Annotated in this window: 19 protein-coding genes; 10 read left to right on the plus strand and 9 right to left on the minus strand. The window is 67.9% G+C overall.

Going from position 1 to position 26,208, the window contains the following annotated elements:
• Positions 1-31 precede the first annotated feature (31 nt).
• Genes MWN34_RS09460 through cydX form a run of 3 tightly spaced genes read left to right on the plus strand, consistent with a single transcriptional unit; the run spans position 32 to position 2,935 of the window.
• Positions 32-1,609 carry a cytochrome ubiquinol oxidase subunit I gene (locus MWN34_RS09460; RefSeq protein WP_247028737.1) on the plus strand — a complete coding sequence of 526 codons (1,578 nt, stop codon included), beginning with the start codon at positions 32-34 and terminating at the stop codon, positions 1,607-1,609.
• 6 nt (positions 1,610-1,615) lie between these two features.
• Positions 1,616-2,773, plus strand: a complete 1,158-nt coding sequence (gene cydB / locus MWN34_RS09465) for a cytochrome d ubiquinol oxidase subunit II (protein ID WP_247028738.1) — start codon at positions 1,616-1,618, stop codon at positions 2,771-2,773.
• Positions 2,774-2,791: 18 nt separating this feature from the next.
• Positions 2,792-2,935, plus strand: coding sequence for a cytochrome bd-I oxidase subunit CydX (cydX, locus tag MWN34_RS09470; protein WP_247028739.1), 144 nt, complete (start codon positions 2,792-2,794; stop codon positions 2,933-2,935).
• 75 nt (positions 2,936-3,010) lie between these two features.
• Here cydX and MWN34_RS09475 read toward each other — a convergent pair whose 3' ends face one another.
• Together MWN34_RS09475 and MWN34_RS09480 are read right to left on the minus strand one after the other, a co-directional pair.
• Positions 3,011-3,715, minus strand: coding sequence for an LrgB family protein (locus tag MWN34_RS09475; protein ID WP_247028740.1), 705 nt, complete (start codon positions 3,713-3,715; stop codon positions 3,011-3,013).
• Positions 3,696-4,145, minus strand: coding sequence for a CidA/LrgA family protein (locus tag MWN34_RS09480; protein WP_247028741.1), 450 nt, complete (start codon positions 4,143-4,145; stop codon positions 3,696-3,698). The genes MWN34_RS09475 and MWN34_RS09480 overlap by 20 nt, the downstream gene beginning before the upstream one ends.
• Positions 4,146-4,234: 89 nt before the next feature.
• On the opposite strand from MWN34_RS09480, the gene MWN34_RS09485 reads away from it, so the two are divergent.
• Positions 4,235-5,134 carry a LysR family transcriptional regulator gene (locus tag MWN34_RS09485; protein WP_247028743.1) on the plus strand — a complete coding sequence of 300 codons (900 nt, stop codon included), beginning with the start codon at positions 4,235-4,237 and terminating at the stop codon, positions 5,132-5,134.
• A gap of 129 nt (positions 5,135-5,263) precedes the next feature.
• Here MWN34_RS09485 and MWN34_RS09490 read toward each other — a convergent pair whose 3' ends face one another.
• A complete protein-coding gene (locus tag MWN34_RS09490; protein WP_247028745.1) occupies positions 5,264-6,997 on the minus strand; it encodes a GMC family oxidoreductase in 1,734 nt (577 codons plus the stop codon).
• Between the two features lie 14 nt (positions 6,998-7,011).
• The gene (locus tag MWN34_RS09495) at positions 7,012-7,740 is read right to left on the minus strand and encodes an HAD-IA family hydrolase (RefSeq protein ID WP_247028747.1); all 729 of its coding nucleotides are present in this window, start codon (positions 7,738-7,740) and stop codon (positions 7,012-7,014) included.
• 120 nt (positions 7,741-7,860) lie between these two features.
• Between MWN34_RS09495 and MWN34_RS09500 the strand changes: the two genes are divergently transcribed.
• The 6 genes from MWN34_RS09500 (at position 7,861) to MWN34_RS09520 (ending at position 14,073) form a co-directional block, all read left to right on the plus strand.
• The gene (locus tag MWN34_RS09500) at positions 7,861-8,898 is read left to right on the plus strand and encodes a LysR family transcriptional regulator (protein WP_247028749.1); all 1,038 of its coding nucleotides are present in this window, start codon (positions 7,861-7,863) and stop codon (positions 8,896-8,898) included.
• Positions 8,899-9,463: 565 nt separating this feature from the next.
• On the plus strand, positions 9,464-9,586 hold the full coding sequence (locus MWN34_RS19605; protein WP_281502942.1) for a hypothetical protein: 123 nt from the start codon (positions 9,464-9,466) through the stop codon (positions 9,584-9,586).
• The gene (locus MWN34_RS09505) at positions 9,583-10,686 is read left to right on the plus strand and encodes an ABC transporter ATP-binding protein (protein WP_247028751.1); all 1,104 of its coding nucleotides are present in this window, start codon (positions 9,583-9,585) and stop codon (positions 10,684-10,686) included. The genes MWN34_RS19605 and MWN34_RS09505 overlap by 4 nt, the downstream gene beginning before the upstream one ends.
• A 94-nt stretch (positions 10,687-10,780) precedes the next feature.
• Positions 10,781-11,824 (plus strand): ABC transporter substrate-binding protein, encoded by a 1,044-nt coding sequence (locus MWN34_RS09510; protein ID WP_247028753.1) that lies wholly within the window; start codon positions 10,781-10,783, stop codon positions 11,822-11,824.
• Between the two features lie 155 nt (positions 11,825-11,979).
• On the plus strand, positions 11,980-13,236 hold the full coding sequence (locus MWN34_RS09515) for an ABC transporter permease (RefSeq protein ID WP_247028755.1): 1,257 nt from the start codon (positions 11,980-11,982) through the stop codon (positions 13,234-13,236).
• 6 nt (positions 13,237-13,242) lie between these two features.
• Positions 13,243-14,073: an ABC transporter permease gene (locus MWN34_RS09520; RefSeq protein WP_247028757.1), complete on the plus strand. Its 831-nt coding sequence runs from the start codon at positions 13,243-13,245 to the stop codon at positions 14,071-14,073.
• A gap of 108 nt (positions 14,074-14,181) precedes the next feature.
• Here MWN34_RS09520 and MWN34_RS09525 read toward each other — a convergent pair whose 3' ends face one another.
• The 5 genes from MWN34_RS09525 to MWN34_RS09545 all read right to left on the minus strand — a co-directional run bounded on the left by MWN34_RS09525 (position 14,182) and on the right by MWN34_RS09545 (position 25,978).
• A complete protein-coding gene (locus MWN34_RS09525) occupies positions 14,182-15,477 on the minus strand; it encodes an NAD(P)/FAD-dependent oxidoreductase (RefSeq protein ID WP_247028758.1) in 1,296 nt (431 codons plus the stop codon).
• Between the two features lie 92 nt (positions 15,478-15,569).
• A complete protein-coding gene (locus MWN34_RS09530; RefSeq protein WP_247028759.1) occupies positions 15,570-16,907 on the minus strand; it encodes an NAD(P)/FAD-dependent oxidoreductase in 1,338 nt (445 codons plus the stop codon).
• A 113-nt stretch (positions 16,908-17,020) separates the two neighbouring features.
• Positions 17,021-17,764: a GntR family transcriptional regulator gene (locus MWN34_RS09535; protein WP_247028760.1), complete on the minus strand. Its 744-nt coding sequence runs from the start codon at positions 17,762-17,764 to the stop codon at positions 17,021-17,023.
• Between the two features lie 263 nt (positions 17,765-18,027).
• Positions 18,028-18,654 carry an invasion associated locus B family protein gene (locus tag MWN34_RS09540; protein ID WP_247028761.1) on the minus strand — a complete coding sequence of 209 codons (627 nt, stop codon included), beginning with the start codon at positions 18,652-18,654 and terminating at the stop codon, positions 18,028-18,030.
• 169 nt (positions 18,655-18,823) lie between these two features.
• Positions 18,824-25,978 carry a hypothetical protein gene (locus MWN34_RS09545; RefSeq protein ID WP_247028762.1) on the minus strand — a complete coding sequence of 2,385 codons (7,155 nt, stop codon included), beginning with the start codon at positions 25,976-25,978 and terminating at the stop codon, positions 18,824-18,826.
• Positions 25,979-26,208: the final 230 nt, after the last annotated feature.

Genomic DNA, 26,208 nt, shown 5'->3' on the forward strand with positions numbered 1-26,208 from the left:
TCAGGAGACCGGACGCTACCGGAACCCGACCATGGAACTCAACGTCGTCGACCTATCGCGCCTGCAGTTCGCGATGACTGCGCTCTACCATTTCCTTTTCGTGCCGCTGACGCTCGGACTCTCCATCCTGCTGGCCATCATGGAGACGGTCTATGTGATGACCGGCCGTCGCATCTGGCGGCAGATGACGAAGTTCTGGGGCGTTCTCTTCGGCATCAACTTCGCGATCGGTGTCTCAACCGGCATCGTGATGGAGTTTCAGTTCGGAATGAACTGGAGCTACTATAGCCATTATGTCGGAGACATCTTCGGCGCGCCGCTGGCGATCGAGGGTCTCATGGCTTTCTTTCTGGAAGCGACCTTCGTCGGATTGTTCTTCTTCGGCTGGGACCGGCTGTCCAAGGTTGGGCACCTGATCACGACCTGGGCGGTCGCGCTCGGCTCCAACCTCTCGGCGCTGTGGATCCTGATCGCCAATGGCTGGATGCAGAACCCGGCGGGCGCGGCCTTCAATCCGCAGACCATGCGCATGGAGGTGGCGGACTTCTATGAGGTGCTGACCAACCCGGTGGCGCAGGCGAAGTTCGTGCACACTGTCTCGGCCGGCTATGTGACGGCGTCGATCTTCGTGCTCGGCGTCTCGGCCTGGTACCTGCTGAAGGGCCGGCATGTCGAACTCGCCAAGCGTTCGATGACGGTCGCGGCATCGTTCGGTCTCGCCGCCGCGCTCTCGGTTGTCGTGCTCGGTGACGAGAGCGGCTATCTGACCACCGAGCATCAGAAGATGAAGCTCGCCGCTATCGAGGCGATGTGGGAGACCGAGCCGGCCCCGGCCGCCTTCACCGCCTTCGGCCTGCCGAGCATGAAGGACCGCGAGACCCATTTCGCGGTGCGCATTCCGTGGGCGATGGGCCTGATCGCCACACGTTCGCTCACCACCCAGATCCCGGGCATCGACCAGCTCACCGAGCGCGCCGAGGACCGGATCAAGAGCGGCATCGTCGCCTTCGACGCCCTGCAGAAGATCCGCGCCGCGGGCAGCAGCGCCGCCGTGTCGGATGCCGACAGGAAGGCCTTCGAGGACAACGGCGCCGACCTCGGCTATGCGCTGCTGCTGAAGCGCTATGTCGATGATCCGCGCACCGCGACGCCCGAGCAGATCAAGGCCGCGGCCTGGGATACCGTGCCGAGCGTGCCGACCCTGTTCTGGTCGTTCCGCATCATGGTCGGCCTCGGCCTGTTCTTCATCGCGCTGATGGCCACCTTCTTCTGGCTGTCGGCCCGCCGCACCCTCGACCGGTACCGGGGACTGCTCTGGATCGCGGTCCTCGCCATCCCGCTGCCCTGGATCGCGGCCGAATTCGGCTGGGTGGTCGCGGAGATCGGCCGCCAGCCCTGGATCATCGAGGGTGTGCTGCCGACCGCCGCCGCGGTTTCCAGCCTCGGCGCGGCCACCGTGCTCACCACCATCGTCGGCTTCGTGTGCATCTACACCGTGCTGATCGTGATCGAGATGGCGCTGATGCTCCGCGCCATCCGCAAGGGGCCGGAACCGGACGAAGAGCCGGAAGCCGAACTCATCCCCGCAAACCTCGTCGCCGCGGAGTAAGGTGCCATGATCCTTCACACGCTCATTGACTACGATACCCTGCGGGTCATCTGGTGGCTGCTGCTCGGCGTGCTGTTGATCGGCTTCGCCGTGATGGACGGCTTCGACCTCGGGACGGACATTCTTCTGCCCTTCGTCGCCAAGACGGATATTGAGCGCCGCACCGTCATCAATTCCATTGGCCCGGTCTGGGAAGGCAACCAGGTGTGGCTGATCCTCGGCGGCGGCGCGATCTTCGCGGCGTGGCCGCCGCTCTACGCGGTGTCGTTTTCGGGGTTCTACCTCGCGATGTTCGCCATCCTGTTCGCGCTCATCCTGCGGCCGGTCGGCTTCAAATACCGCTCGAAGCGCGACAGCGCGGCATGGCGGAACGGCTGGGACTGGGCGCTCTTCATCGGCGGCCTCGTCCCGGCGCTGGTGATGGGCGTCGCGGTCGGCAATGTGCTGCAGGGCGTGCCTTTCCACTTCAATGGCGACCTCCGGGTCTTCTATGACGGCACGACGCTGTTCGAGCTGCTGAACCCCTTCGGCCTGCTTGCCGGTCTCCTTTCCGTGACCATGCTCGTGATGCACGGTGCCGGCTGGTTGATGTTGAAGACGGATGGTCCGATCGCGGAGCGGGCGCGTGCGTTCGGCAGCCTCGCGGCCGTGGCAACCATCGTGCTGTTCGCGATCGGCGGAGCATGGCTCTGGTTCGGCCATTTCGGCTACCGCATCACCAGCGAGATCGTCGCCGGCGGACCATCCAACCCGCTGGCGAAGAGCGTGGAGCTCGCCCGGGGCGCGTGGTTCGTCAACTACGCCACGCATTCCTGGATGATGCTGGCGCCGGCGCTCGGCTTCGTCGGGGCGCTGGGCAGCCTGGCCTTGCTGCGGGCCGGTAAGGGCGGGTTCTCCTGGCTGCTGAGCTCGGTCTCGATCCTCGGCATCATCTCCACGGTCGGGCTGTCCATGTTCCCCTTCATCCTGCCGTCTTCGGTCGATCCGCGTTCCAGCCTCACAGTCTGGGATGCGTCTTCGAGCCATCTGACGCTGTTCATCATGCTCGTCTGCGCGCTGGTCTTCGTGCCGATCATCATTGCCTACACCTCCTGGGTCTACCGGGTGCTGTGGGGCAAGGTCGATCCGCGCGAGATCGGGCGCGACGGCAGCCACGCCTATTGAGACAGGGAGTTTCGGAACATGTGGTACTTCGCCTGGCTTCTCGGCCTGCCGCTCGCCGCCGCCTTCGCCGTGCTCAACGCCATGTGGTACGAGCTGATGGACGACGCGCGGGCGCGCAAGGCGCAACCCAAGCCCGTGCCGGCCACCCTCCGGCGCCGCTGAGCGTCCGGAAGACTCCGGTTGGACAGATGGCCTCGCCGGACAGGCGAGGCCATTTTTCTTTTATCCGATAGTGTCTTAGTGGAGCAGATGAGCCACCATCGGGGCCGCCACGACATTCAGCAGCCCGACCAGCACCATGACGAGGCCGGCGACCGCGCCCTCGGTCTCTCCGATCTGGTGGGCCCGTGCCGTGCCGGCGCCATGCGCACCGACACCGAACAGCGCACCCCGTGCCATGGCAGTGGTGATGGGAAGACGTGCGAGGATCACATCGCCGAGCGCGGCTCCGGCGATGCCGGTCAGCACGACGAAGACCGCGGTCAGATCGGGGATTCCGCCAATCTCTCCAGACACTTCCATCGCGAAGGGGGTGCTGAGCGAGCGCGGCAGCAGGCTGAGGCGGAGCGGGCCGTCGAGGCCGACCACGGTGGCGAGGGCCCAACTCGTGCCGATGGCGGTTGCACTCCCCATCACCATGCCGGCAACCAGCACCGGCCAGTGCCGGCGGATGAGGTTGCGCTGGTCGTAGATGGGGATGGCGAAAGCGACGGTCACCGGACCCAACAGAAGGACCAGCCAATGGGTTGCGCCGATATAGTCGCGATAGCTGGCGTGGCAGGCAAGCACAACCGTTCCGATGAGCAGCGGTGTCACCGCGAGCGGCGAGAGCCACCAGCGCGGGAAGCGAAGGTACAACCGCTTCGCCGCCAAATAGAAGCCTACGGTTACACCCGACCAGAAGAGCAGTTGCGCCGTCGATTCAGCGGATGGCGTCCACATGGCGGGCCCTCCAGCGGGAGCACAGATCGACGGTGAGTGCGGTGACGACCATCACCGCCGTCGTGCTGGCGAGAATGACGAACAGGATCTTCAGGCCGAGCAGCCCCAGCAATTCGGGGTGCTCCAGAACCGCGAGCACGGCCGGCACGAAGAACAGCAGCATGTCGGCGAGCAGCCAGTGCGCGCCGCGACGCACGGTGAGCGCGCTCAGCCGGCCGCTGGCGAGGAGCGCCAGTACGGCGACGAGGGCGACGATGCCGCCCGGCAGCGGAATTCCGCCGGCCCGCACAAGAGCTTCTCCGGCCATCCAGAATCCGGTGACGAGCCCGGCCTGGGCCAAGGGGGTGTGACGAGCCCGGCGAGCGAGATGTCGCACGGGCGCGACCCTGCGGGGCGAAAGTTCCAGCGATGTGGGATCGAGCAAAGCCATGGCGAACCTCTTCCTTGACGGTATAGGTCCGCTGCCAGCATGATGAAAATGAATTGTCTGACTAAAATTTATTCGAAATGGGAATTTCGGTGGAATTCCGTACCCTGCGGGCCTTCGTCGAGGTCGTCCGGCAAGGTGGCTTCTCGCAGGCGGCAAAGGCCGTCTTCGCCACTCAGTCGACCGTCAGCAAGGCGGTGAGGCAGCTTGAGGACGAGATCGGCGCGCCGTTGCTCGATCGCATCGGGCACCGCAGCCTGCTCACGCCGGTGGGCGAAGTGGTGTATCGGCGCGCGGTCAAGCTGCTCGCGGAGCGCGACGATCTCATTGCAGAACTTTCGGAAATCCGCGGGCTGAAACGTGGCGTGCTAAAGCTCGGCCTGCCGCCGGTGGGCAGCGCAACGCTGTTCGCTCCGCTTTTCGCGGTCTATCGCCAGCGTTATCCGGGCATCGAGGTCAGGCTCGCGGAACATGGCAGCGACCAACTCGAGGAGAGCCTGAGGGCAGGCGAGATCGACTTCGCCGGGGCGCTGCTGCCCACCTCGCAGGATTTCGAATGGCAGCAGGTCCGCCATGAACCGCTGATGGCGCTGCTTCCGGCCGGCCATCCGCTCGGCGGGCGGGTCAGCATCGGCATCGCCGACCTGCGCGACAGCGCCTTCATCCTGTTCGATGCCGGCTTCGCGCTGAACCGCATCATCCTCGACGTGGCGCGCCGGGCCGGCTTCGAGCCGCAGGTGGTGGCCCGCAGCAGCCAGATCGACTTCATGGTGCAACTGGTTGCGGCCGGGCTCGGCGTCGCCTTTCTCCCACGCCTCATCGCCGAACAGCGGCTCGATCCCGCCGTGCGGCTGGTGCGTCTCGACGAGCCGGGCACCGAATGGGTGATGGCCATGGCATGGCGGCGCGGGGCCTTTCTCTCCGCCGCCGCGCAGGCTTGGCTGGCGCTGGTGCGAGAGCTGCACAGCACGGCACTGCCGGACGAAAGCTAGAGCCATTCATCGTTTCGCGGAATCCATGAATGACTCCAGCTTATTGACTGGTCGCATTTCTGCCAGCGAACCGGTGTCCGTTTCGTTCGAGAATGCTCCAGCCGCGCCGACAGCTTGACGGGTCGGCGCTCAGCGTCCGGCGCGGATGAAGGCGGCGATGCGCTCGGCGATCATGAGGGTCGGCATGTTGGTGTTGGCCCGCGGGATCGCCGGCATCAGCGAGGCATCGGCGATCCTGAGGCCCTCCATGCCGAGTACCTGACCTCTGGGGGTCGTCACCGCCGCCGGATCACCGGACCGGCCCATGCGGCAGGTGCCGGATGGGTGCCAGGTGCCGCCGACATTGGCGTGCACGAAATCGGCGAGCGCCAGCGGATCGGCGAGCAGCCTCCGCACGGTGATGCCCTGTGTGACAGCGGCGTGGATCAGTTCGGCCCGCAGCGGTCCGGCGGCGTCGAGCAGGCCGGCCAGCAATCCGCGCTGCAGTCCGTTCCACAGGCCGGGGCCGGCGATGCGGGCGACGCGGGGCGTGTAGCTCGCCGGGAAAACCACGTCGCGTGCGCCGTCGAGCCGTTGATCCATAAGGGTTTCAGCACCGCTGCGCAGCGCATCCGTGAGGCGGATGAGGTCCCGCTCGTCGCTCAGCATGCGGAAGTCGACATCGGGTTCGGCGTGCGGATGCGGCGAAGCGAGCCGCACATGGCCGCGGGAATAGGACTTGTTGACCCAGAAGAACAGGCATCCCGTTCTGCGCCCGACCGCGTGCCAGCCGGCGCGGGAGAGTATGGCGGCGTGCATGTCGCCGGCCGGTGCGTCCCCGAGGCGGGAGGAGTAGCGCCAGATCGCCTGCTCGTGGTGCTCCCCGTCATTGCGCTCGCGCAACCCCGGCGGAAGCCAGGTTGCTACCGCGATCGAGGGATGCTCCATGAGGTTGCACCCCACCCCTGGCAGATGGGTTGCGACCGGCAGGCCCAGCGCACGCAGATGCTCCCCTGCGCCGATGCCCGAGCGGAGCAGCAGGGCCGGGGTGTGGATGGAACCGGCGCTGAGGACCACCTGCTTCGCGTCGATGCGGTGCAACCCGCCGGGGCCCTCGATCTCGGCTCCGGTTGCCCTGTTCCCGTCGAGGACGATGAGTCGCGTGTGGTGACCAGTGAGGACAGTGAGGTTGGACCGGGCACGCACATCGGGTGTGAGATAGGCGAGCGAAGTCGGCTGGCGCTCGCCGGCGTCGCTCACCGCCACCGCGCCGCGATAGGTGCCATCCTCCCACACTCCGTTCTGGTCCGGGCGGATGGGCCAGCCGCGGGCGTCGAGGGTCTGCATCACCCGGGCGACGAAGGGCGAGAGGGCGTCGTCGGAGATGCGGCGCACCGCGATCGGGCCGTCCCGGCCGTGGAGGGGGCCGTCGAAATCGTGGTCGGCCTCGATGGCGCGGAAAACCGGCAGGCAGTTCTCCCAGCCCCAACCCTCGGCGCCGAGCGCCTCCCACTCGTCATAGTCGCCGGGCGCGCCGCGATTGGCCATCAGCGCGTTGATGGCCGAGCCGCCGCCGAGGATGCGCGCCTGCTCGTAGCGGCGCGGCAGGCGGGGGGCATTGCCGCCAGCGCCGCCCATCAGCGCGGTGAGGCGGTTCCAGATGCGCCCGGTGTCGAGATAGGCCCGGCCCGGATAGCGCGAGCGGACATCGGCAGGGATGGTGTCCCCCGTGATGTCCTGCCCGGCCTCCACCAGCACTACTCGGCGCGCGCTGTCCTCCGACAGCCGGGCGGCGAGCACGCAGCCTGCCGATCCACCGCCGATCACGAGCACGTCGCAGGCGAGGCCGGCAAGGGGCCGGACCGTGGGGGAGGGGACGCCCATCGGACGGGAGCGCCTCAGGCGGCGGCTGCGGGGGCGAGGGTGCCACGCTCGGCGTCGATGGCGTCGGCGAGCTGCTTCAGAGTCGAGAAATGGAAGTCCGGCGTCGTGAAGCTCTTCGGCGCAGGAGTGCCGCCCCAGCCGCCGACGCCCTGCCGCCGCTCGATCCAGCAGACGGTGTAGCCCTCGGCCCGGGCAACGCCGATGTCGTGGTGCTGGCTCTGGGCGACATGCAGGATTTCGTCCTGCCGGTAGCCCAGCGCCGACTGGCGGCCGCGGTTGAAGGCGAAGAAGCGCGGGTCGGGCTTGGCGCACTGCGCCTCGTCGCAGGTGACGGCGTCGTGGAACGGGTTGCCGAGCGTATGGGAATAGGCGGTGAAGGCGGTGCGGTCGGCATTGGTCATCGCCACGAGGCGGAAGTTGCGGCGCAGGCGCCGCAGCGCCTCGACCGAGTCGGAAAAGGCGGGCCAGCGCAGGCAGGCAAGCTGGAAGGCGTCGGCGGTCGCTTCGTCGTCGCGGAAGCCGCATTCGCGGGCGAGGTGCAGATACACTTCCTTCATGGCGAAGGAGGAGCGGCCGTAATTGGCGTCGCGCCCGCGCTTGTAGGGCTCGAAGATCTCTTCGTCGCTCGCCGCTGCCGCCTTCGGGCCGCCGAGACTGCGCACGGCATCGAGCACGCCGGCCTCGAAGTCGATCAGCGTGCCGACGATGTCGAAGGTGAGCACCTTGAAGTTGGCGAAGGTCATCGGGCTGGGTCCTTGGAGGCGGGAAAAGGGCCGGCGAGGCCGGCGGGTCGGCTCTCACGAGACCAGCGAAGCGGGCGGCGTTCAATTGAAAAAGAATGCGGCCGGCATTACACCATGTAAATGCGCAAGATCCGGCTCGGCCTGCCGTCCATGAACGGCTTCTTCACCTTCGAGGCCGCGGCCCGCTGCGGTAACTTTGCCCGCGCCGCCGCCGAGCTGAATGTGACCCCCGCCGCGGTGAGCCGCATGGTGGGGCGGCTGGAGGACCATCTCGACGTCGTGCTGTTCGACCGGCTGCATGGCGGGGTGGCGCTTACCGATGCCGGGCGCATCCTCTATGAGGCGATCGCGCGCGGCTTCTCCGGCATCGAGCACGCGCTGCAGGAGATCGAGGATCGCAGGGCGGGCGTGGAGACGGTGACGCTCTCGGTTTCCACCGGCTTCACCACGCACTGGATGATGCCGCGCATGGCGGAGATCAAGCGGGTCTTTCCCTCGCTGGAACTGCGCTTCCAATTGGTGATGGGCGCGGTGACGGGGCCGGTGAGCGATGTCGACCTCGGCATGCGCTTCGTCGACGGCCCCGATGTGCGGCACGAAGCGAGCTACATCATGCCGGAGGTGCTGATGCCGATCGCGAGCCCGGCCTATCGGGACGCCACCGGACAAGCCTCCGCAGGGCGCGCCGCCGATCCCCCGCTGGCGACGCTGATCCATCTCACCGAGGCGCAGCCGGACTGGTCGCATCTGTTCTACCCGGATGCGCCGGGCGGGGCGCTGCCGTCGATGAATTTCGGCGACTACGCCATCGTGGTGCAGGCGGCGATGCTGGGGCAGGGGGTGGCGCTCGGCTGGCTGAACGTGTGCTGCCACTGGCTGAGAATGGGCGCGCTGGTGCCGCTCGGCGAGCGGGTGATGACCACCGGCCGGCACTGCCAGTTCGTCCGCGCCCGCGAAAAGCCGCTGCGCCCCATCGTGGCGGATCTGCGCGACTGGGTGATCGCGCGAATGCGGGCGGACATCGAGGCGGTGGGCGAGCGCTACCCGGCACTCAACCTCGACGGGGTCATCGCGGCCCAACAGAATGTAAATGCACCGATTGCTGCGGAATCGCATCTAAAAGCGTCACAAACCCCCGTCGGGCCGCTTCCACGTTAGGCGAAACGGTGCGTGGAGACCGGTCGTGTTCTCCGGGAGCGCCCTGCCGGTCCGGCCCCGTCCATGCGCTTGCCGGACGTGTGCCACAGCGTCCGCAACATCTCCGCGCCGGCCGGAGCCGCTGAATCCGGCGCCCACCCGACCTTTTCATCCCCGTTCTGCTGTTGCGCAAGCTGTGCTCCGCTGATCGCTTTATCTTGTGGCACGCATCAGCATTCCGAATATTTGAACCGGCTCGCCGCATATCCCGAAAAATCCGTACAGTGCTGTACGGACGGGGCGGGGGTCTTTTCCTTTACGTTTCCGCGCACGCGCTCCGGCCCCTTCCGCTGTGAGAAGAGGCTCGCCTAAATTCTAGTCATTCCAGCATGTCGCACCTCTGTCGGAGGCGCCCCGGCGCCGTTGCGCGGCGTGCCGAAGCACCCGATGGCCGGATCGGCGCTGCCGGTGCGCAGCCTCGCGCCAACGTGCTGAACGGAAATATTTTTTCCTCCCAATACTGCGCGACGACGGCCTCTCGGGGGCCGCACCGCGCATCTGGCACGGTGCTTGCGGGAGATGGGTCGTGTTCGATCTGTGCCGGAAGACGATACCGATGATGTCGATGACCAAAGACAAGGTCGAAGGACGGGCGGGCTACGGCCCGGTCCGGCTCCTCCCCGCCCAGCGCCCGCAGGAGGCCGCATGAAACTGCCCGTCAGCGCCTCCGAGAGCTTCGTCGAGTTCGCCGGCGTCCAGAAGACCTATGATGGCGAGATCCTGGTGGTGAAGGACCTCAATCTGCGCATCAGGCGCGGCGAGTTCCTCACTTTGCTGGGCCCGTCGGGCTCGGGCAAGACCACCACCCTCATGATGCTCGCCGGCTTCGAGACGCCGACGGTCGGCAACATCATGCTTGACGGCGACCGCATCGACGCCGTGCCGCCCGAGAAGCGGGACATCGGCATGGTGTTCCAGAACTACGCGCTGTTTCCCCACATGACGGTGGCGCAGAATGTCGGCTATCCGCTGAAGGTGCGTGGCGTCGCCAAGGCGGAGATCGCCGAGCGGGTCGCCAAGGCGCTCGACATGGTGCATCTCGGCGCCTTCGGGGGCCGCATGCCGGGCCAGATGTCGGGCGGCCAGCAGCAGCGCGTCGCGCTGGCCCGTGCCCTCGTCTTCGAACCCAAGCTGGTGCTGATGGACGAGCCGCTCGGTGCGCTCGACAAGCAGTTGCGCGAGCATATGCAGATCGAGATCCGCCATCTGCACGAGCGCCTCGGCATCACCGTGGTTTATGTCACGCACGACCAGAGCGAAGCGCTGACGATGTCGGACCGCGTCGCGGTGTTCAATGCCGGCATCATCCAGCAGATCGCCCCGCCCTCCGAGCTCTATGAGCGGCCCGCCAATTCCTTCGTGGCCCAGTTCATCGGCGAGAACAACCGCCTGCCCGGACGCATCCAGTCTGCGGACGGCGCGGTGTGCAAGGTCAGCCTTGCCAATGGCGACACCGTCGCCGCCACCCTGACCGACGCGGCCCGCGTCGGCCAGGACTGCCTGCTCTCGATCCGCCCCGAGCGCGTGAAGATCGCCCCCAACGGAGAGGCGATGGACAACCGGTTCGAGGCCCAGATCGCGGAGATCATCTATCTCGGCGACCATCTGCGCGTGCGCTGCGTGCTCGACAGCGGAGGCGAGGTGGTCGTCAAGGTCGGGAATGCCGAGGATCGGCCCCCGCTCGACATCGGTTCGCGCATTCCGCTGGGCTGGCGCGCGGAAGACTGCCGCGCGCTCGACGCCGCCTGAGCCCGCCCGCCTTTCGACCCGACGCCTTCCAGAAAACGACTGCCACCTTCCAGCAGACATCTGCCGCACCCAACAGATCCACAAGGGAACGACCATGACGTTTAAGCCGTTCACCCTCACCCTTTCCGCGCTCGCGCTCGCGGCGATGTGCGGCGCCGCCTCGGCGGAAGGGCTCACCATCACCTCCTGGGGTGGTGCCTATCAGAAGAGCCAGCAGGAGGCTTATTTCAAGCCCTTCGCCGCCAAGACCGGCACCAAGATCACCGAGGAAGAGTATAACGGCGAGGCCGCGCGCATCCGCGCCATGGTCGAGTCCGGCAATACCACCTGGGATCTCGTGGACGTCGATTCCGCGACGGTGCAGCAGGGCTGCGACGAAGGTTTCCTCACCCCGATCGACTATTCCAAGTTCGGCGGCAAGGAAGCCTTCGTGAAGGGCTCCACCAATGATTGCGGCATCCCCACGATCATCTACTCCACCATCTATGCCTATGACGGCGACAAGCTGAAGAACGGGCCGAAGACCATTGCCGACCTGTTCGACACCAAGACGTTCCCCGGCAAGCGCGCGCTGCAGAAGAGCCCCTTCGGCAATCTCGAATTCGCGCTGATGGCCGACGGCGTGCCGGCCAACGAGGTCTATGCCACGCTGAAGACCAAGGAAGGCGTCGACCGCGCCTTCAAGAAGCTCGACACCATCAAGAAGGACATCGTCTGGTGGGAAGCCGGCGCCCAGCCGCCGCAGCTCCTGGCGACCGGCGAGGTGGTGATGACCACCGCGTGGAACGGGCGCATCTTCGACGCCAACAAGAAGGACGGCAAGAACTTCAAGATCGTGTGGGACGGCCAGCTCCTCGACTGGGACCTGTGGGCCATTCCGAAGGGCGTGAAGGACATGGACGCCGCCTACAAGTTCATCGAGTTCGCCCAGAGCCCGGTGCCGCAGGCCGAGCAGACCAAGTACATCTCCTATGGCCCGGCCAAGCTGGAAGCGGTGCCGAAGATCGAGCCGGCGATCCTGAAGGACCTGCCGACCGCGCCGGAAAATCTCAAGAACGCGCTCGCCAACGACGTGCAGTTCTGGGGCGACAACAAGGAAGAGCTGCTGAAGCGCTTCAACACCTGGATCGCCCAGTGAGGCGCGACCACGGCGCGACGGCGGCCGGGAACACAACGCTCCCAGGCGCCTGAACGACCGCAGAACCGTCGGCCGGGCCTCTCGCGCCCGGCCGGTCTTCCGGCGTGCCGGCCCCTTCCCACGGAGGACCGGATCAAAGTCGAAGGGACACCGATATGGTGGCACTCACGTCCGAGGGCGGCGGGCTGGTCCGCGAGGACACCACGTCGCTGAAGGCCAAGCTCAGGCGGGCCGAACGCGTCAACCGCATGCGCTCGCTCTCGCTGGTGGCGCCGCTGCTGATCTTCGTGCTGGCGGTCTTCGTGCTGCCGATCGGGCTGATGATGTTCCGCGCCATCGAGAACACCGAAGTGCGCGACGCCCTGCCCAAGACCATCGCCGCCCTGCAGGACTGGGACGGCACGGCGACGCCCGACGAGCCGGTTTTCGCCGCCTTCGCCGCGGATCTGGTGCAGACCCAGAAGGACCGCACCACGGCCGGCGTCGGCAAGCGCATCAATTACGAGGTGCCGGGCGCGCGCTCGCGCTTCCTCAAGGCCGGCCGCCTGATCGACGCCGGCGGTGGCGGACCGTGGAAGGAAAAGTTCCTCGCCGCCGATCCCGAATGGGGCTCGGTGCCCTTCTGGGCGATCATGAAGCGCGCGGGGCGCACCTACACGCCCTATTACCTGCTGAATTCGCTCGACCTGCGCCAGGACGCGACCGGCGCGATCGTGCGGAACTTCCCCGACCAGTCGATCTTCCTCGACATCCTGTTCCGCACCATCTGGATCAGCTTCCTGGTGACGGCGGCGACGCTGATCCTCGGCTATCCGGTGGCGCATCTGCTCGCCATCCTGCCGCCGAAGCACGCCAATCTGCTGATGATCCTGGTGCTGCTGCCCTTCACCACCTCCATCCTGGTGCGGACGACGGCGTGGATCGTGCTGCTGCAGAGCAGCGGCGTCATCAATGACGTGCTGCTGGCGCTGCACATCACCACCGAACGGGTGCAACTCATCTTCAACCGCTTCGGCACCGTGCTGGCGATGACGCAGATCCAGCTGCCCTTCACCATCCTGCCGATCTATTCGGTGATGAAGTCGATCCCCGCCGCCCATGTGCGCGCCGCTCGCTCGCTGGGGGCCGGGCCGCTCCGGGCCTTCGTGTCGGTGTACATGCCGCAGACCCTGCCGGGCGTCGGCGCGGGCTGCCTGCTGACCTTCATCCTTTCGCTCGGCTACTACATCACGCCGGCGCTGGTGGGCGGCCCGCAGGACCAGATGATCAGCTATTTCGTCGCGCTCTACACCAATCGCGAGATGAATTGGGGGCAGGCCTCGGCGCTGGGCGCCATCCTGCTGCTCATCACGCTGGGGCTTTATGCGCTGTTCAACCGTTTCGTCGGTATCGACAAAGTCAAGCTCGGGTGATCCGCCATGCTCGCACCCTCCTATGCCACGCCGCGCGAGAAATTCACCTATTTCGTCTTTGCGGTGTACTGTGCCCTCGTCTTCCTGTTCCTGGTCGGCCCGATCCTCGTCATCATGCCGCTCTCCTTTTCGAGCGAGCCGTGGTTCACCTATCCGCTGCCGGGGCTGAGCCTGCGCTGGTATGCGGATTTCTTCACCGATGACCGCTGGCGGATCGCGCTGCAGAACAGCGCCATCATCGCGGTGTGCTCGACGGTGGTGGCGACCGGGCTCGGTACGCTGGCCGCGCTCGGCCTGTCGCGCGGCAACGTGCCATGGGCCGGCCTCATCATGCCGATCCTGATCTCGCCGATGATCGTGCCGATCGTGATCGTGGCGGTGGCGATGTTCTTCGGCTTCGCCTCTGTGGGGCTGAACAACACCTATTTCGGCCTCATCATGGCCCACGCCATGCTCGGCACGCCCTTCGTGGTCATCACCGTGACGGCGACGCTGACCGGGTTCGACCGCTCGCTGACCCGCGCGGCGGCCTCGCTCGGCGCGTCGCCCTGGACCTCGTTCCGTACCGTGACGCTGCCGCTGATCGCGCCGGGCGTCATCTCCGGCGCGCTGTTCGCCTTCGTCACCTCGTGGGACGAGGTGGTGGTGGCGCTGTTCCTCGCCAGTCCCGACCAGCGCACCCTGCCGCGGCAGATGTTCTCCGGCATCCGCGAGCAGATCTCGCCGACCATCACTGCCGCCGCCACCATGCTGGTGGTGTTCGCCGCGGTGCTGATGACGACGCTGGAACTGCTGCGCCGCCGCTCCGAACGCCTGCGCGGCACGATGGTGGCGTGACGCGGACCGCTTCGGCAGGCTCGAACGACAAAGGCCCGGAGAGACAGCTCTCCGGGCCTTTGCGTTTTCAGGGGCGGCCGCGAAGGCCCGCTGCCGGCCGAACGTTCCTCAGCGATCCATCTTCTCGCGGAAGCGGTCCCATTTCAGCCGGCTCTTCACCGCCAGCGGCCAGGCGAGATGGCCGAGGATGGGGCGGATCCGGGTCACTGGAAGGTCCAGCGTCTCCGGCCCGCCCCCGGCGGCGCGGCGGGCGAGCATGCGACCGGTGGCGGTCGCCATGGCGACGCCCCGGCCATTATAGCCGAGCCCGATATGGATCCCGACCTCCGGCTCGTGGATGTGGGGCAGGTGGTCCCAGGTCACCGCGACCCGCCCGTTCCAGCGATGGGTCCATTCGAACGCCTTCAGCATCGGAAACAGCTCGACCGCATGCCTGACCAGCGCGCGGTAATCCTCCGGCTGCGTCGCCTCGCGCAGCACCGAGCGGCCGCCCATCAGGAAGCGGCCGGCATCGTCGATGCGATAGTAGGCATAGGTCGAGGACATCTCGTACAGCACCACGCCGCCCGGCATGATGGTGTTGCGCACCTCATCGGACAGGGGCTCGGTGGCGGTGATCGAGGAGAACACCGGGATCACGCTGCGCCGCAGCCCGGGCCAGAGGTCGTCCGAATAGCCGTTGGTGGCGAGGATCACGCGCTTGGCCGTCACCCGTCCGCCGGGGGTGGAGAGGTTCCAGCCCTGCGTGCCGCGAACGAGCTGCGTGACCGGGGTGTCGGTGAAGATCTCGGCGCCGGCGGCGAGCGCGGCGCGGGCGAGGCCGCGGGCATAGCCGAGCGGGTTCACTTGCCCGCCCCGCCGGTCATGGGCGCCGATCCTATAGGCCCCGGTGCCGGTGAGGCGCGCCATCTCCTTCGCATCGGCGAGCACGACATCGGCGCCGCGGGCGCTCCATTGGCGCTGGAAGTCGCGGATTCCGGCGACCGATTTCGGGGTGATGCCGGCCCGCAGGGTGCCCCCGCGCTTCGCCGCGCAGTCGATGCCGTGGCGGGCGATGAGGTCGAAGACGAGGGAGGGCGCCTCATGGCCGAGCCGTACCATGCGGCCGCCGAGGTCGGAGCCGAAGCGCTGCTCCAGCTCCTCCGGCTCCCATTTCAAGCCCGGATTGACCTGCCCGCCATTGCGCCCCGAGGCACCCCAGCCGATCTGGCTTGCCTCCAGCACGATGGTCGCGATGTCGGCCTCGGCAAGATGCAGCGCGGCGGACAGGCCGGTGAAGCCGGCCCCGATGATGGCGACCTCCACCATGCGGTCGCCGGCGAGCGGCGCGGTCTGAGGGGCGGGAGCCGCCGTCGCCGCATAGAGCGAACGCGGCATGGGGCGGCGGGCAATGGTTTCGACCACGGCGGGCACTCCGTTCGAAGGATGTATCGGTTTCCGGCGCCGTCTCCGGTCAGGGGGGCCGGCCGGAAAGGGCTCCGGATTCACGCAATGCGCTAGAGACCCGCGACCGGGCGGGGGCGGCTTCCGTCGAAGAAGCGCGAGAGGCGGTAGGGGGCGGGGTCGGCGATCGGCCTGCTCCCGGTCAAGAGGTCGGCGACCAGATGGCCGGCGCCCGGCCCGATGCCGAACCCATGGCCGGAGAAGCCGGTTGCGACGATGAGGCCGGAGATCGTGGTTTTGCCGGTATCGGCCGGCGAGATAACCGGCACCGCATCCGGCGTCGCGTCGATGAAGCCGGCCCAGCACTGCGCGATGCGCGCCGTTTCAAAGGCCGGGAAGCGCCGCTTGAGCGCGGCGAAGGCCTGATCGAGATAACCGCGATCCGGCGCCGGATCGAGCACGCGGGCCTCCTCATAGGGCGACGTCTGGTCGAAGGGGCGGGGCGTCGCCTCGTTCCACTCGGTCACGAAGCGCGGGCCGAGGCGCAGCCGCAGCGAGGACAGCTCCATCGAGAGCGCGGGCAGGAAGTCGAGGAAGAAGCGGAAGCTGTCGGGCACGATCGGCACGACGTTCACATGCCCGTTGGCGAGGGTGTAGCCGCCATCCTCGCGTCGGCGGAACGCGAATTCATGGTCCCACAGCGCTGCCGGCGGGCCCTCGATCGGGGTGGTGCGCAGCACGCTGGCGCGCACCTTGAGCTGCGGCAGGTCGATTCCGACATCCTTGAGGATGCGCCGGGTCCAGGCGCCGCCGGCCACCACGACGTTCGAGGTCGCGATGCGCCCGCGCTCGGTGACCGCGGCGATGACGCGCCCGCCTCCGGTCTCGATGCCGCGCACCGCGCAATCGGTGAGGATGACCGCGCCCAGACGGCGCGCGGCCTCCGCGATGGCCGGGGCGGCCTTCTGCGGTTCGGCTCGCCCGTCCGATGGGCACCACAGTGCCGCTTTCGAAGGCGAGGTGTCGCCGGGCATCCGTGCGGCCATTGCGGCCCCGGATACCATTTCGGCATGGATGCCGGCGTCGGCCGCTTCCTTTATCCAGTCGGCAAAGCGTTGCTCGGTCGCATCGTCGGCGGCCGAGAACATGATGCCGGTGGTGGTGAAGCCGGTGGAGGCACTGACGGTCGCGTCCATTCCGCGCCAGAGCCCCAGAGCCTCGCGGATCAGCTCGAATTCCCGAGGGTCTCGCTTGGCCTGCCGGCACCAGCCCCAGTTCCGGCTCGATTGTTCGCCGGCAATGTGTCCCTTTTCGCAGAGTACCACCCGCAGCCCGCGCTGGGCGAGATAGAGGGCGCTCGAAGTGCCGATGATGCCGCCGCCGACAATGACGACATCGGCGGCCGGCGGGCATTCGAGATCGGAGGCGACGGGTACGACTTGCGGTCCCATGGGTTCCTGCTGTGCACGCAAAGACATCTGCCGCCGCACGGCGCAGCGGACAGGACGAGCAGAGATCGCAAAAGCGGTGCCAATTATGGCGAACGCCGCCTTTTCGCTGCGGCCTAGGCTTCCAGGGTCATGCGATAGGTGTAGGCGTCGCCGCGGAACAGGCCTTCGACATATTCGATCATGCGCTCCTTCTGGTCGAAGGAACGACGCTTGATGAGGAGGCACGGCATGGGGGAGGTGAAGCCGAACACCGCGCTTTCCGCTGCGTTGGGGAAGGCGGCTTCGATGCTCTGCTCGCAATGGCCGAGCGCGGCGCCGTGGCTGGCGAGGTGGGCATAGACCGAGCCGGAGAGGTCGGCCTGCGCAAGGCTGGGGCAGTATTCGATGTTGTACCAGGCCACCTCACGGGCGAGGGGGGTGCCATCGCCATAACGCTCCCTCACCAGATGCAGGAACTCGGTTTCCGAGGGAAGCCCGAAGATGGAGGCGATGGAGCGGTCGGTGACCACGGCGCTCTCCACCACCCGGCTGCTGGCCCTGCGGCCGAGCGCCATCATTTCCTCGGTGAAGCCCTTCAGCCGGTTGATGCCGGACACCGCCGCCGGCTTCTGCACCACATAGCCGAGCCGCCCGTGGGCCATGACGAGGCCGCGCCTGCGCAGCGCTGCGTAGACCCGCTGCACCGTGTTGCGGCTCAGCCCCAGCGCGCTGGCGAGATGGCGTTCCGCCGGCAGGGTATCGCCGGCACCGAGGGTGCCGTCGGCGATCATGGCGGCGACCTGTTCCTCCAGCTGGAGGTAGATCGGCATCGCCGTGTCGGCGCGCACATTCAACCGGTCGACAAGGGGCAGGGTCATATGGACCTTCGTGGCGACGGCAGCCTGTCTAGACGTTCGTCGTATTCGGACGAGACCTCCGCATATCTTTTGGTCTGAGGACATGCATCATTCGCGCCGTGCGATGGTTTTCACACGCCTTGTCGTCGCGAATGTGGCTTATCTGGGCCGACGGACGGCGATGCCTCGCCGGCCGCGATCCGGCGCTGGCGCTGGCGAGGCTCGGTGAAGTCATCCGCCCCCGGAGCTTTCCGATCCGTCGATCAGGGTTCGCGCCGGGTGTTCTAGCGCGGCTGGCGCCGCAGCGCGGCGAGCGCGTCGGCGATGCCCTTGAGCGGGATGGTGAGGGTCACCGGCTTGCTGTTGATCGGGGTGAAGGAAACCGCGGCCTCGGTTGCTGCGCCCAGTTCCCGGGCGAAGCCGGCATCGAACGGGCCGGAGGCCTCGCAGCCGCGGGCATCGCACAGCACATAGTCCAGCTTGCGCGGCTTGCCGGAACCGAGCGCGATGCTCACGCCCTCCTTGACCATTACGCCGAGCGGGGTGCGCAGGGCGGTGACGGGATTGTTGGCGGCGTCGTTGCCGATCTCCCAGATCAGCACGTCCTGCCGGCTCTTGGTGTTGGTGATGCGCAGGATGGCCGAGCAGGTGCGCTGCGAGACGGCGCCTACCCTGTCGCGGCAGGTCGCCGTCCAGTTGCCATAGGTCACCGTCTCGGTGCGCACCGGCGGCGCCTCCTGCGCCGGGGCGGCGGGAGGCGCCGCGGGCTTTTCCGTCGTGGGCTTGCCCGCCGGCGGCTTTGCCGGGCCGGTCTGGGCGAGCGCCGGCCCGGCGAGGGCGCCGGCGAGAAGGCCGAGCACGAGGGCCGTGGCGCCCGGAACGCGGCAGTGGCGGAGTGCGGAGCGGGTCATGAGGGGCATCCCTGGCAGGAACGGGGGGCGGGAACCGATGCGGCCGGCCGGTCCCGAATGACCGGCGGCGCCGATGCAACAGGCCGGTCCTGAAGGACCGGCGGGGCCGATGCAAAAGGGCCGGTCCTGAAGGACCGGCCCCTGAAAATGTGGAGGACGACAGGCCGTCTCACCACTGATAGCGCACGCCGGCCAGCGCGGTGCCGGAGGTGAAGTCGCCGTTGAACTTGACATTGGCGTTGAGGAAGCCGTTCCAGCCGCTCGTCTTGGCGAACCAGTTCAGGCTCCCGCCGATCTCGCCATAGGCACCGTCGAAATTGTCGGCGACGGTGAAGGGCGAGCCGAGGGTGTCGATGGTGACGGTGTTATCGCCGGCGAATTCGTACCAGAGCCGGCCGGTCGCCGAGGCCTCGACATAGTAGCTCTCGGTCTCGAACAACCGTCCGCCGATCCGCGCGCCGATGCTGCCGAGCACGCTGTCGCCGTCCTTGAAGAGGACGTTGCTGCCGGCGATGCCGTCGAGGTCGTCGATGCGGGTGTTGACATAGGAGAAGGTCGCCACCGGCTCGATGAACAGGTTCTCGGTCCAGTTCATGCGGTAGCCGGTGTCGATGGTGACGCCGAGCGAGGTCACGTCGCTCTTGCCGCCGGTGTAGCCGAAGCCGCCGAGGGAGGGCGCATTGTAGTCGAGGCTCAGGATATCGGCCTTCAGGAGGCCGTCCACGAAGAAGCCGTCCTTGATGTAGGTGGCGTAGACGCCGACCGTGCCACCCGAATAGTCGCCCGAGGTGCGCGAGCTCTTGAAGTCGAGCGAGGAGGTGACGTAGCCGCCCATCACGCCCAGGATCCAGGTGTCGTTGTCGGTGGTCCGGCCGAAATCGGCACCGGCGATGAAGCCGTAGGTGTCCTGGTTGTAGGAGGTGTCATAGCCGTAGCTGTTGCCATAGGCGCTGTAGCTGGCGTGGCTGTCACGCGACATCCAGCTTCCCACCGCCTTGGCCCACACGCCGGGGGTGACGTCCGGGGTCGCCGAGGGAACCGCCTTGGTGACGAGGCCGTGCTCCTTGGTGACGATGGTCGTGGTCGTCGTCGGCTGCGGATTGAGGAAGTAGGAGCGCAGATCCGCCTGGCGGTTCAGCCAGATGTCGGCGGTCTCGTGCCAGATGGTCTGCGCGCCGGTGATGAAGGTGGGAAGCTCGTAGGCCTCCTGATCGGGCGCGCTGACGAGGAATTCGCCGACGCCGCCGGTCGAGGTGGCGAAGCTGGCGAGGTTGTAGATGAACAGGCCCTTGTCGATGACGCCGCCGAAGCGCGAGTCGTAATGGCTCGATGACGGGTCGATCGAGAAGGAATTCGGCGCGATGGAGCCATTCTCCACCGACACCACGAGGATGCCCTGCGTGTTGTAGGCGCCGGCGCCGGCATTGACGTCGTTGATGACGAGCGAGGTGTGACCGCTCACCGTGGTGCCGCTGATCGGGTTGCCGCTGGCATCGAGACCGCCCACCACCAGCACGTCGGCGGTGGAGCCGGGGCCGGCGACGAAGGCATCGACCCCCAGCCGGCTGTTGCCGACCCCGCTGAAGGTGCCGCTGACATAGGTGGTGTCGCGCACCGCGTTGAAGGCGAGCTGGCCCGGCACCTCGTCGATCATGGTGAGGAAGCCGGCGCCGCTGCCGGAGGGATCGCCGTTCACGAAGCTTTCCAGCGAGAGGAAGCCGGTGGTCTCGGCAATGCCGCCCTGCAGCGCGGTGACGATGCGCCCGGGATTGCTCAGCGTGTCGGTACCCGTGCCGAAATCATTGGCACCGGTCACGATCCAGGTGTTGGAGGACAGGTTGGCGAAGCTGTCATTGCCGGCGGAGAGGTTCACCCGGCCGATGACGGTGCCTTCATTGACGACGCTGGTTCCCCCGCCCGAGGCGGCGATGGCGTATTGCCCCGCCGCGGTGACGAGGCTGGCCGGCGAGCCGTCATAGCTGTTCGGGGCGATCAGCACGCCGCTGCCGATGGCGATGGAGGCCCCGTCCGTGCTGGCGACGGAGATGACCGAATCCGCCAGATCCTGGCCGGAGCCGCGGACCTGTGCGCCGCTGGCGATCGTGACGCTTGCGGTGGCGGAGCCGGCGACGCGCACCGCGCTCCCGGTGCCGCTGTTATCGCCGTCGCCGAGCAGGGTGGTGCCGGAGGTGACGGTGACCGTGGCCGCGCCGGCGCTGGTGACGTTGACCGCGTCATTGGCGGCGGCGACGGTGCTTCCGGTGCCCGTGGTGACGGCGACATCGCCGCTGGCGCTGTTCACCAGAATGCCGGTGTCGCCCGCGCCGATGACGCTGCCCGCGCCGGTCGCGACCGTGGTGGCGCCGGAGCCGACGGTGCGCGTCACCGCGATGCCGGTGGTGCCGGCGGTGATGGTGCCGGCGCTGGAGACGGCGACCGTGCCGATCTGGCTGTCGGTGCTGACGAGAATGCCGGTGTTGGCGGCGATATCGGACAGCGCGGTGACCGAGACGTCGCCGGTGCCGCCGCCGCTCGTCACCTCGATGCCGGCGGCGCCGGCGGTGATCGGGCCGGAACTCGCCACGGTGACATTGCCGTCGCCGCTCTTCTGCGCCTCGACGCCCACGATGCCGGCCGTGACCGGCCCACTCTGGGTGATCGAGACGGTGCCGGTGCCGACATTGCCGGCGAACAGGCCGATCTGATCAGACTGGATGCTGGAGGTGGCAGTCAGCGTGGCATTGCCGGAGCCGTTGCTGAAGGCGCCGCCGCCGATCACGGGCGCGGTGACGTCGCCGGTGATGGTGGTGGTGGCGTTGCCGGTGCCGGCGGCATAGGCATAGACGCCGAAGGTGCCGCCGCTCGCGACCGTGACGGGCCCGTTGCTGGTGACGGTGGCGTCGCCGTCGCTGTTGAGGCCGAGCACGCCGTCCTGCGTGGCGCTGACCGCGCCATTGCTGAGGACGGTGACGGTGCCGCCGGTGCCGAGCGCGGCGCCGACGATGCCGGTCCCGCCGGTCGCGGTGACCGGGCCGTTGCTGGTGACGCTGACGGTCGCGCCGTCGCCGGTGACGAAGCCGCCGACGCCGAGCCCTTCGGCGGTGATCGCGCCATTGGTCGTCACGTTCACGCCGACCGTGTTGCCGGTGCCGAGGCCCAGCACGCCCACGCCGTCCGCCGCGGTCACGTCCTGCGTGGTGACGGTGACCGAGCTGTTGTCGCCGGTGACGATACCGCCGACGCCGAGGCCCTGCGCGGTGACGCCGGCATTGGTGGCGACGGAGACGGTGTTGCCGGTCGAGCCAATGGCCGCACCGATCACGCCCGGCCCGTCGCTCGCGGTGACGGCGCCGTTGGTGGCGACGGAGACCATGTTCGAATCCCCGGTGGCGATGCCGCCGACGCCGAGATACTGCGCGGTGACGGTGTCGTTGGTGGTGACGTTGACGGAGCTGCCGCCGGCACCGAGCGCGGCGCCGACCACGCCGACGCCATCGCTGACCGTGACCGGGCCGCCGGTGGTGACGTCGATCGCGCTGGCGTCGCCGATATTGATGGCGCCCACGCCGAGATAGACGGCGTTCACCCCTGCGGTGCGCACCGTGAGGCTGTTGCCGTCGCCGACCCCGAGGGCGGCGACGCCGGGGCCTTCGGTCGCGGTCACCTGGCCATAGGTGTTGAGCTCGACGGTGTTGCCGTCGCCGATGGCCAGCGCGCCGGCCCCGAGATAGCGGCCGTCCACGGTGCCGCTGCTCTGCATGCGCAGGCGGTTGCCGTCGCCGATGACGCCGCCGAGGATGCCGATCCCGTCGCTGCCGGTCGCCGACACGTCGGAGGTGAGGTTGATCTGGTTGCCGTCGCCCACCGCGAGCGCGCCGATGCCGAGCACGGTGCCGTCGGCGACGCGGATGCCGACATTCAGCGTGTTGCCGTCGCCGATCGCCACGCCCGCCGCCGCCGCGCCATTGGTGGCGGTCTCCGAATCGTGGCCATAGAGGCTCACCTGGTTTCCGTCGCCCACGGCGAGCACACCGGCACCGAGATAATAGCCGGTCACCGCGCCGTCGGTGATGATGTTGGCGGTGTTGCCGTCGCCGATCAGCGCGCCGGCCACGCCGATGCCGTCGGAGGAGGTGACCGCGCCCTCGGTGGTGACGTTCAGGGTGTCGCCGCTGCCGATGGTGAGCGCGCCGACGCCGAGATAGCGGCCGGAAATGTCGTCATGGGCATAGATGCCGGTGCCGCTTGCCGAACCCTGCAGGATGGCCAGCACCCCGACGCCATCGGACGAGGTGACCGTGCCATAGGTCTCGATGCCGAGCCCGCTATTGTCGCCCGTCACCACGCCGACCACGCCGGCATAGCGCCCGGTGACGTCGCCGGTCTTGATGTCGACGCCGTTGCCGACCGTGCCGAGCGCGCCGCCGAACACGCCGACCCCGTTGGCGGCGTTCGCGACCTCGGCGGTGACGTCGACCTGGCCGTTGTCGCCGATGCTGAGACCGCCGACGCCGAGCAGGTCTCCATTGGTAGTGGCGTGGCCATGGGCGATGACGGTGTTTCCGTCGCCCACGCCGAGCGACACGATGCCGAAGCCGTTGGAGGTGACGTCGCCATAGGCGTCGATCACCGCTTCGCTGTTGTCGCCCACGACCAGCGCGCCGATGCCGAGCACGCCGGCCTCGACATTCGCGCCATGGCTTTCGATATCGACAGAGCCGTTGTCGCCGATCACCGCGCCGACCACGCCCGCGATGTCCGCGGTAACGTTGCCGTCCACGGTCATGCCGACGCCGTTGTTGTCGCCGATCGCGATGCCGCCCATGCCGAGCAGCCCGGCGTCGATGGCGCCGCTGGTGCCGACCTGCATCTCGTTATTGTCGCCGACCGCGAGCCCGAGCATGCCGACGAACTCGGCGTCGATGGCGGCGGTGTTGCCGACATTCAGCTCCGCCCCGTCGCCGATCACCACGCCGCCGACCCCGAGCGCGTCCGCGAAGATGGCGCCGGTGTTCGAGACCCGCACGTCGTAGTCATTGCCATAGGACAGGCCGAGCACGCCGATCTGCGTCCCGTCGATCGCGCCCGAATTGTCGACCACGATGGTGCTGCCGTCCACGCCGGCATCGCCGATCGCGACACCGGCCACGCCGACCAGGCTGTCGCTGATGACGGCGCTGTTGTGGACCTCGACATCGTTGGCGGCCCCGTCCGCGAGGCCGAGCACGCCGACCGCGTAGCCGGTGACGGTGCCTTCGTTGTTTACATAGACGTCGGCCGGGCCGTTCGTGTTGTGGTCGCCGATCTTGACCGCGCCGACGCCGAGGAGCGGGAAGGCGCCGCTCGACGAGGTGATGGCGGCGCTGTTGTCGACGGAGGCATGGCCGTCGCCGATATTCACCGCGATGGCGCCGATCAGGTCGGCGTCGATGCTGCCGGAAGTGGTGGTGCTGGCCGTGCCGGTGCCGATGGCGAGCGAACCGGCGCCGATCAGCGGCGGGTCGATGACGCCGTCGAAGTCGACGGACGCATTGCCGTTGTTCATGGCCACGGCACCGATGCCGATCAGTCCGCCGGAGGCCACCTGGACCGTGCCGGTGGTGCTTACCGTGGTGTCGCCATTTGTGTTGAAGCCGAGCACGCCGCCCTGCGTGCCATAGACGTCGCCGGTGGTGATGTTCACCGTGCCGCCGAGCCCGGCATTGTCGATCGAGCCGGCCAGCACGCCGAACCCGGCCTCGCCGCGCACATCGGCCTCGGTGGTGTCGACATCCACCTGGTTGCCGCCATTGCCGATGGCGAGTGCGATGATGCCGCTGCCGGCGGTGGAGGTGACGCTGCTCTTGCCGCCGAGGGTGTCGCTGGCGGGCCCGCTGGTGACGCTGACGCTGGTGGCACCGTCGCCGAGCGCCCAGGTGGACGGATCGTTCGGATCGAAATCGGCGGGATTTCCCTCGACGCTGGCGCCGACCGCGAGGATGCCGGCGCTGCCGCCGCTCACGGTGGCCAGGTTGTCGACCGTCACGCTGGCGCCCGTTCCCGAGCCGAGGACGTTGCCGCCGACGGCGATGGCGGAGATGCCGGAGCCCGTCACGCCCGTGACGGAGCCGCCATTGGCCGTCACCGTGCTGGAGGCCGTGGTGTCGATGCCGGCGGCGATCGACTGGATGCCGTTGGTCGCGCCGTTCACCGTGGCGCTGTTCGAGGCCACCTCGCTGCTGCCGCCGGTGCCGAGCACGCCGAGCGCGGTGGCCGAGATGCCGTTGCCGCCGCTGCCGGTGACGATGCCGCGAGTGACGGTCACGGCCGCGCTACCCCCGCTCGCCACGATGCCGTTGGCGGAGCCGGTGACGGAGCTGTCCTGCGTGCTGACGGAGGCGGTGCCGAGCGAGGTCGCGCTGATGGCGTTGCCGCCATTGCCGTTGATGTTGCCCCAGGTGGTGCTGACGCTGGCGCCCGCGGAGCCGTAGACATCGATGCCGTCCTGGGCGCCGGTGACGTTGGTGTTGTTGGTGGTGACGCTGGCGGTGCCGAGCAGGCTGGTGGCGCGAATGCCGTCGCCGCCGGTGCCGCTGACGTTGCCATTGGTGAGATCGACGCCGACGGTGAGACCGCTGACGTCGATGCCGTCCTGGCTGCCCGTGATCATGCCGCCATGGACGGTGACGGTGGCGGTGCCGAGCGCCGCGGCATGAACGCCGTCGCCGCCATTGGCGAGGATGGTATTGTTCGTGAGGTCGACGGCGACGTTGCGGCCCGTGACGTCGATGCCGTCCCCGCTGCTGATGAAGACCGTGCCGCTGCTGGTCATCTGCACGGTGCCGAGCGCCGTTCCGCCGACATGGACGGCGTCGCCGGCGGCGATGATCGAACCGCCGGTGATATCGATGGTGGCGTTATTGCCCACCGTCATGTTCAGGCCGGTGCCGTCTGCCGCGTTGAGGGTGCCGTTCGTCGCGGTGTAGGTGCCGTTGAGGCCCGTGATGTCGAGCGCGTTGAGCGAACCGGAACCGGAGGCGGTGTTCTGGACGGCGCCGTTATTGGTGACCGACGCCGTGCCGAGGCTGGTGACGCCGAGGCCGCGGCCGGTCACCGTGACCCCGCTGCTGATGGTGGCCGGCGGGCTGAGGCAGTTGCGCGAGGCCGCGTTGGTCGTGGTGTTGCTCGTGTAGTTGCACGCCGCCTCGGCGCCGGTGGAGGCGAAGAGCAGCGCGGCCGAGAGCGTGGTGGCGATGGCGGTGGAGGAGAGCAGGCCGGCGCGGCGGGTACCGGTTGCGATGGTGCGGCTGCGCGCGATCGATGCACGCCTGGTATTGTTCGTCATAGTCCCCCCATGCATCCCGGCTACGCGGCCTTGACGCTTTTCATTCGGCCGACCCTCCTGGACATGCGACCAAAAAGGCTCCAGTGCGGAACGGTAACAAGCGATTCGCCGCTTCACAACGCCTGCCAGCGGCGGCGGAGGGCCTCTGTGTCGGGATGTGGCGGGGGTGTGTCGCGATTGTCACGTTTTCGACGTGAATTGCACGAAAAGCCGGCGCATCTGTCGCTCCA

Source organism: Ancylobacter crimeensis (assembly GCF_023016805.1).
In the GTDB taxonomy this organism is placed as follows: Bacteria; Pseudomonadota; Alphaproteobacteria; order Rhizobiales; family Xanthobacteraceae; genus Ancylobacter; species Ancylobacter crimeensis.

Excerpts from the sequence above, each read along its gene's own strand:
- MWN34_RS09460 (WP_247028737.1), top strand. The coding sequence starts at position 32 with ATGGAACTCAACGTCGTCGACCTATCGCGCCTGCAGTTCGCGATGACT.
- cydB (WP_247028738.1), top strand. The coding sequence starts at position 1,616 with ATGATCCTTCACACGCTCATTGACTACGATACCCTGCGGGTCATCTGG.
- cydX (WP_247028739.1), top strand. The coding sequence starts at position 2,792 with ATGTGGTACTTCGCCTGGCTTCTCGGCCTGCCGCTCGCCGCCGCCTTC.
- MWN34_RS09475 (WP_247028740.1), bottom strand. The coding sequence starts at position 3,715 with ATGTGGACGCCATCCGCTGAATCGACGGCGCAACTGCTCTTCTGGTCG.
- MWN34_RS09480 (WP_247028741.1), bottom strand. The coding sequence starts at position 4,145 with ATGGCTTTGCTCGATCCCACATCGCTGGAACTTTCGCCCCGCAGGGTC.
- MWN34_RS09490 (WP_247028745.1), bottom strand. The coding sequence starts at position 6,997 with ATGGGCGTCCCCTCCCCCACGGTCCGGCCCCTTGCCGGCCTCGCCTGC.
- MWN34_RS09495 (WP_247028747.1), bottom strand. The coding sequence starts at position 7,740 with ATGACCTTCGCCAACTTCAAGGTGCTCACCTTCGACATCGTCGGCACG.
- MWN34_RS09500 (WP_247028749.1), top strand. The coding sequence starts at position 7,861 with ATGCGCAAGATCCGGCTCGGCCTGCCGTCCATGAACGGCTTCTTCACC.
- MWN34_RS09505 (WP_247028751.1), top strand. The coding sequence starts at position 9,583 with ATGAAACTGCCCGTCAGCGCCTCCGAGAGCTTCGTCGAGTTCGCCGGC.
- MWN34_RS09510 (WP_247028753.1), top strand. The coding sequence starts at position 10,781 with ATGACGTTTAAGCCGTTCACCCTCACCCTTTCCGCGCTCGCGCTCGCG.
- MWN34_RS09515 (WP_247028755.1), top strand. The coding sequence starts at position 11,980 with ATGGTGGCACTCACGTCCGAGGGCGGCGGGCTGGTCCGCGAGGACACC.
- MWN34_RS09520 (WP_247028757.1), top strand. The coding sequence starts at position 13,243 with ATGCTCGCACCCTCCTATGCCACGCCGCGCGAGAAATTCACCTATTTC.
- MWN34_RS09530 (WP_247028759.1), bottom strand. The coding sequence starts at position 16,907 with ATGGGACCGCAAGTCGTACCCGTCGCCTCCGATCTCGAATGCCCGCCG.
- MWN34_RS09535 (WP_247028760.1), bottom strand. The coding sequence starts at position 17,764 with ATGACCCTGCCCCTTGTCGACCGGTTGAATGTGCGCGCCGACACGGCG.
- MWN34_RS09540 (WP_247028761.1), bottom strand. The coding sequence starts at position 18,654 with ATGACCCGCTCCGCACTCCGCCACTGCCGCGTTCCGGGCGCCACGGCC.
- MWN34_RS09545 (WP_247028762.1), bottom strand. The coding sequence starts at position 25,978 with ATGACGAACAATACCAGGCGTGCATCGATCGCGCGCAGCCGCACCATC.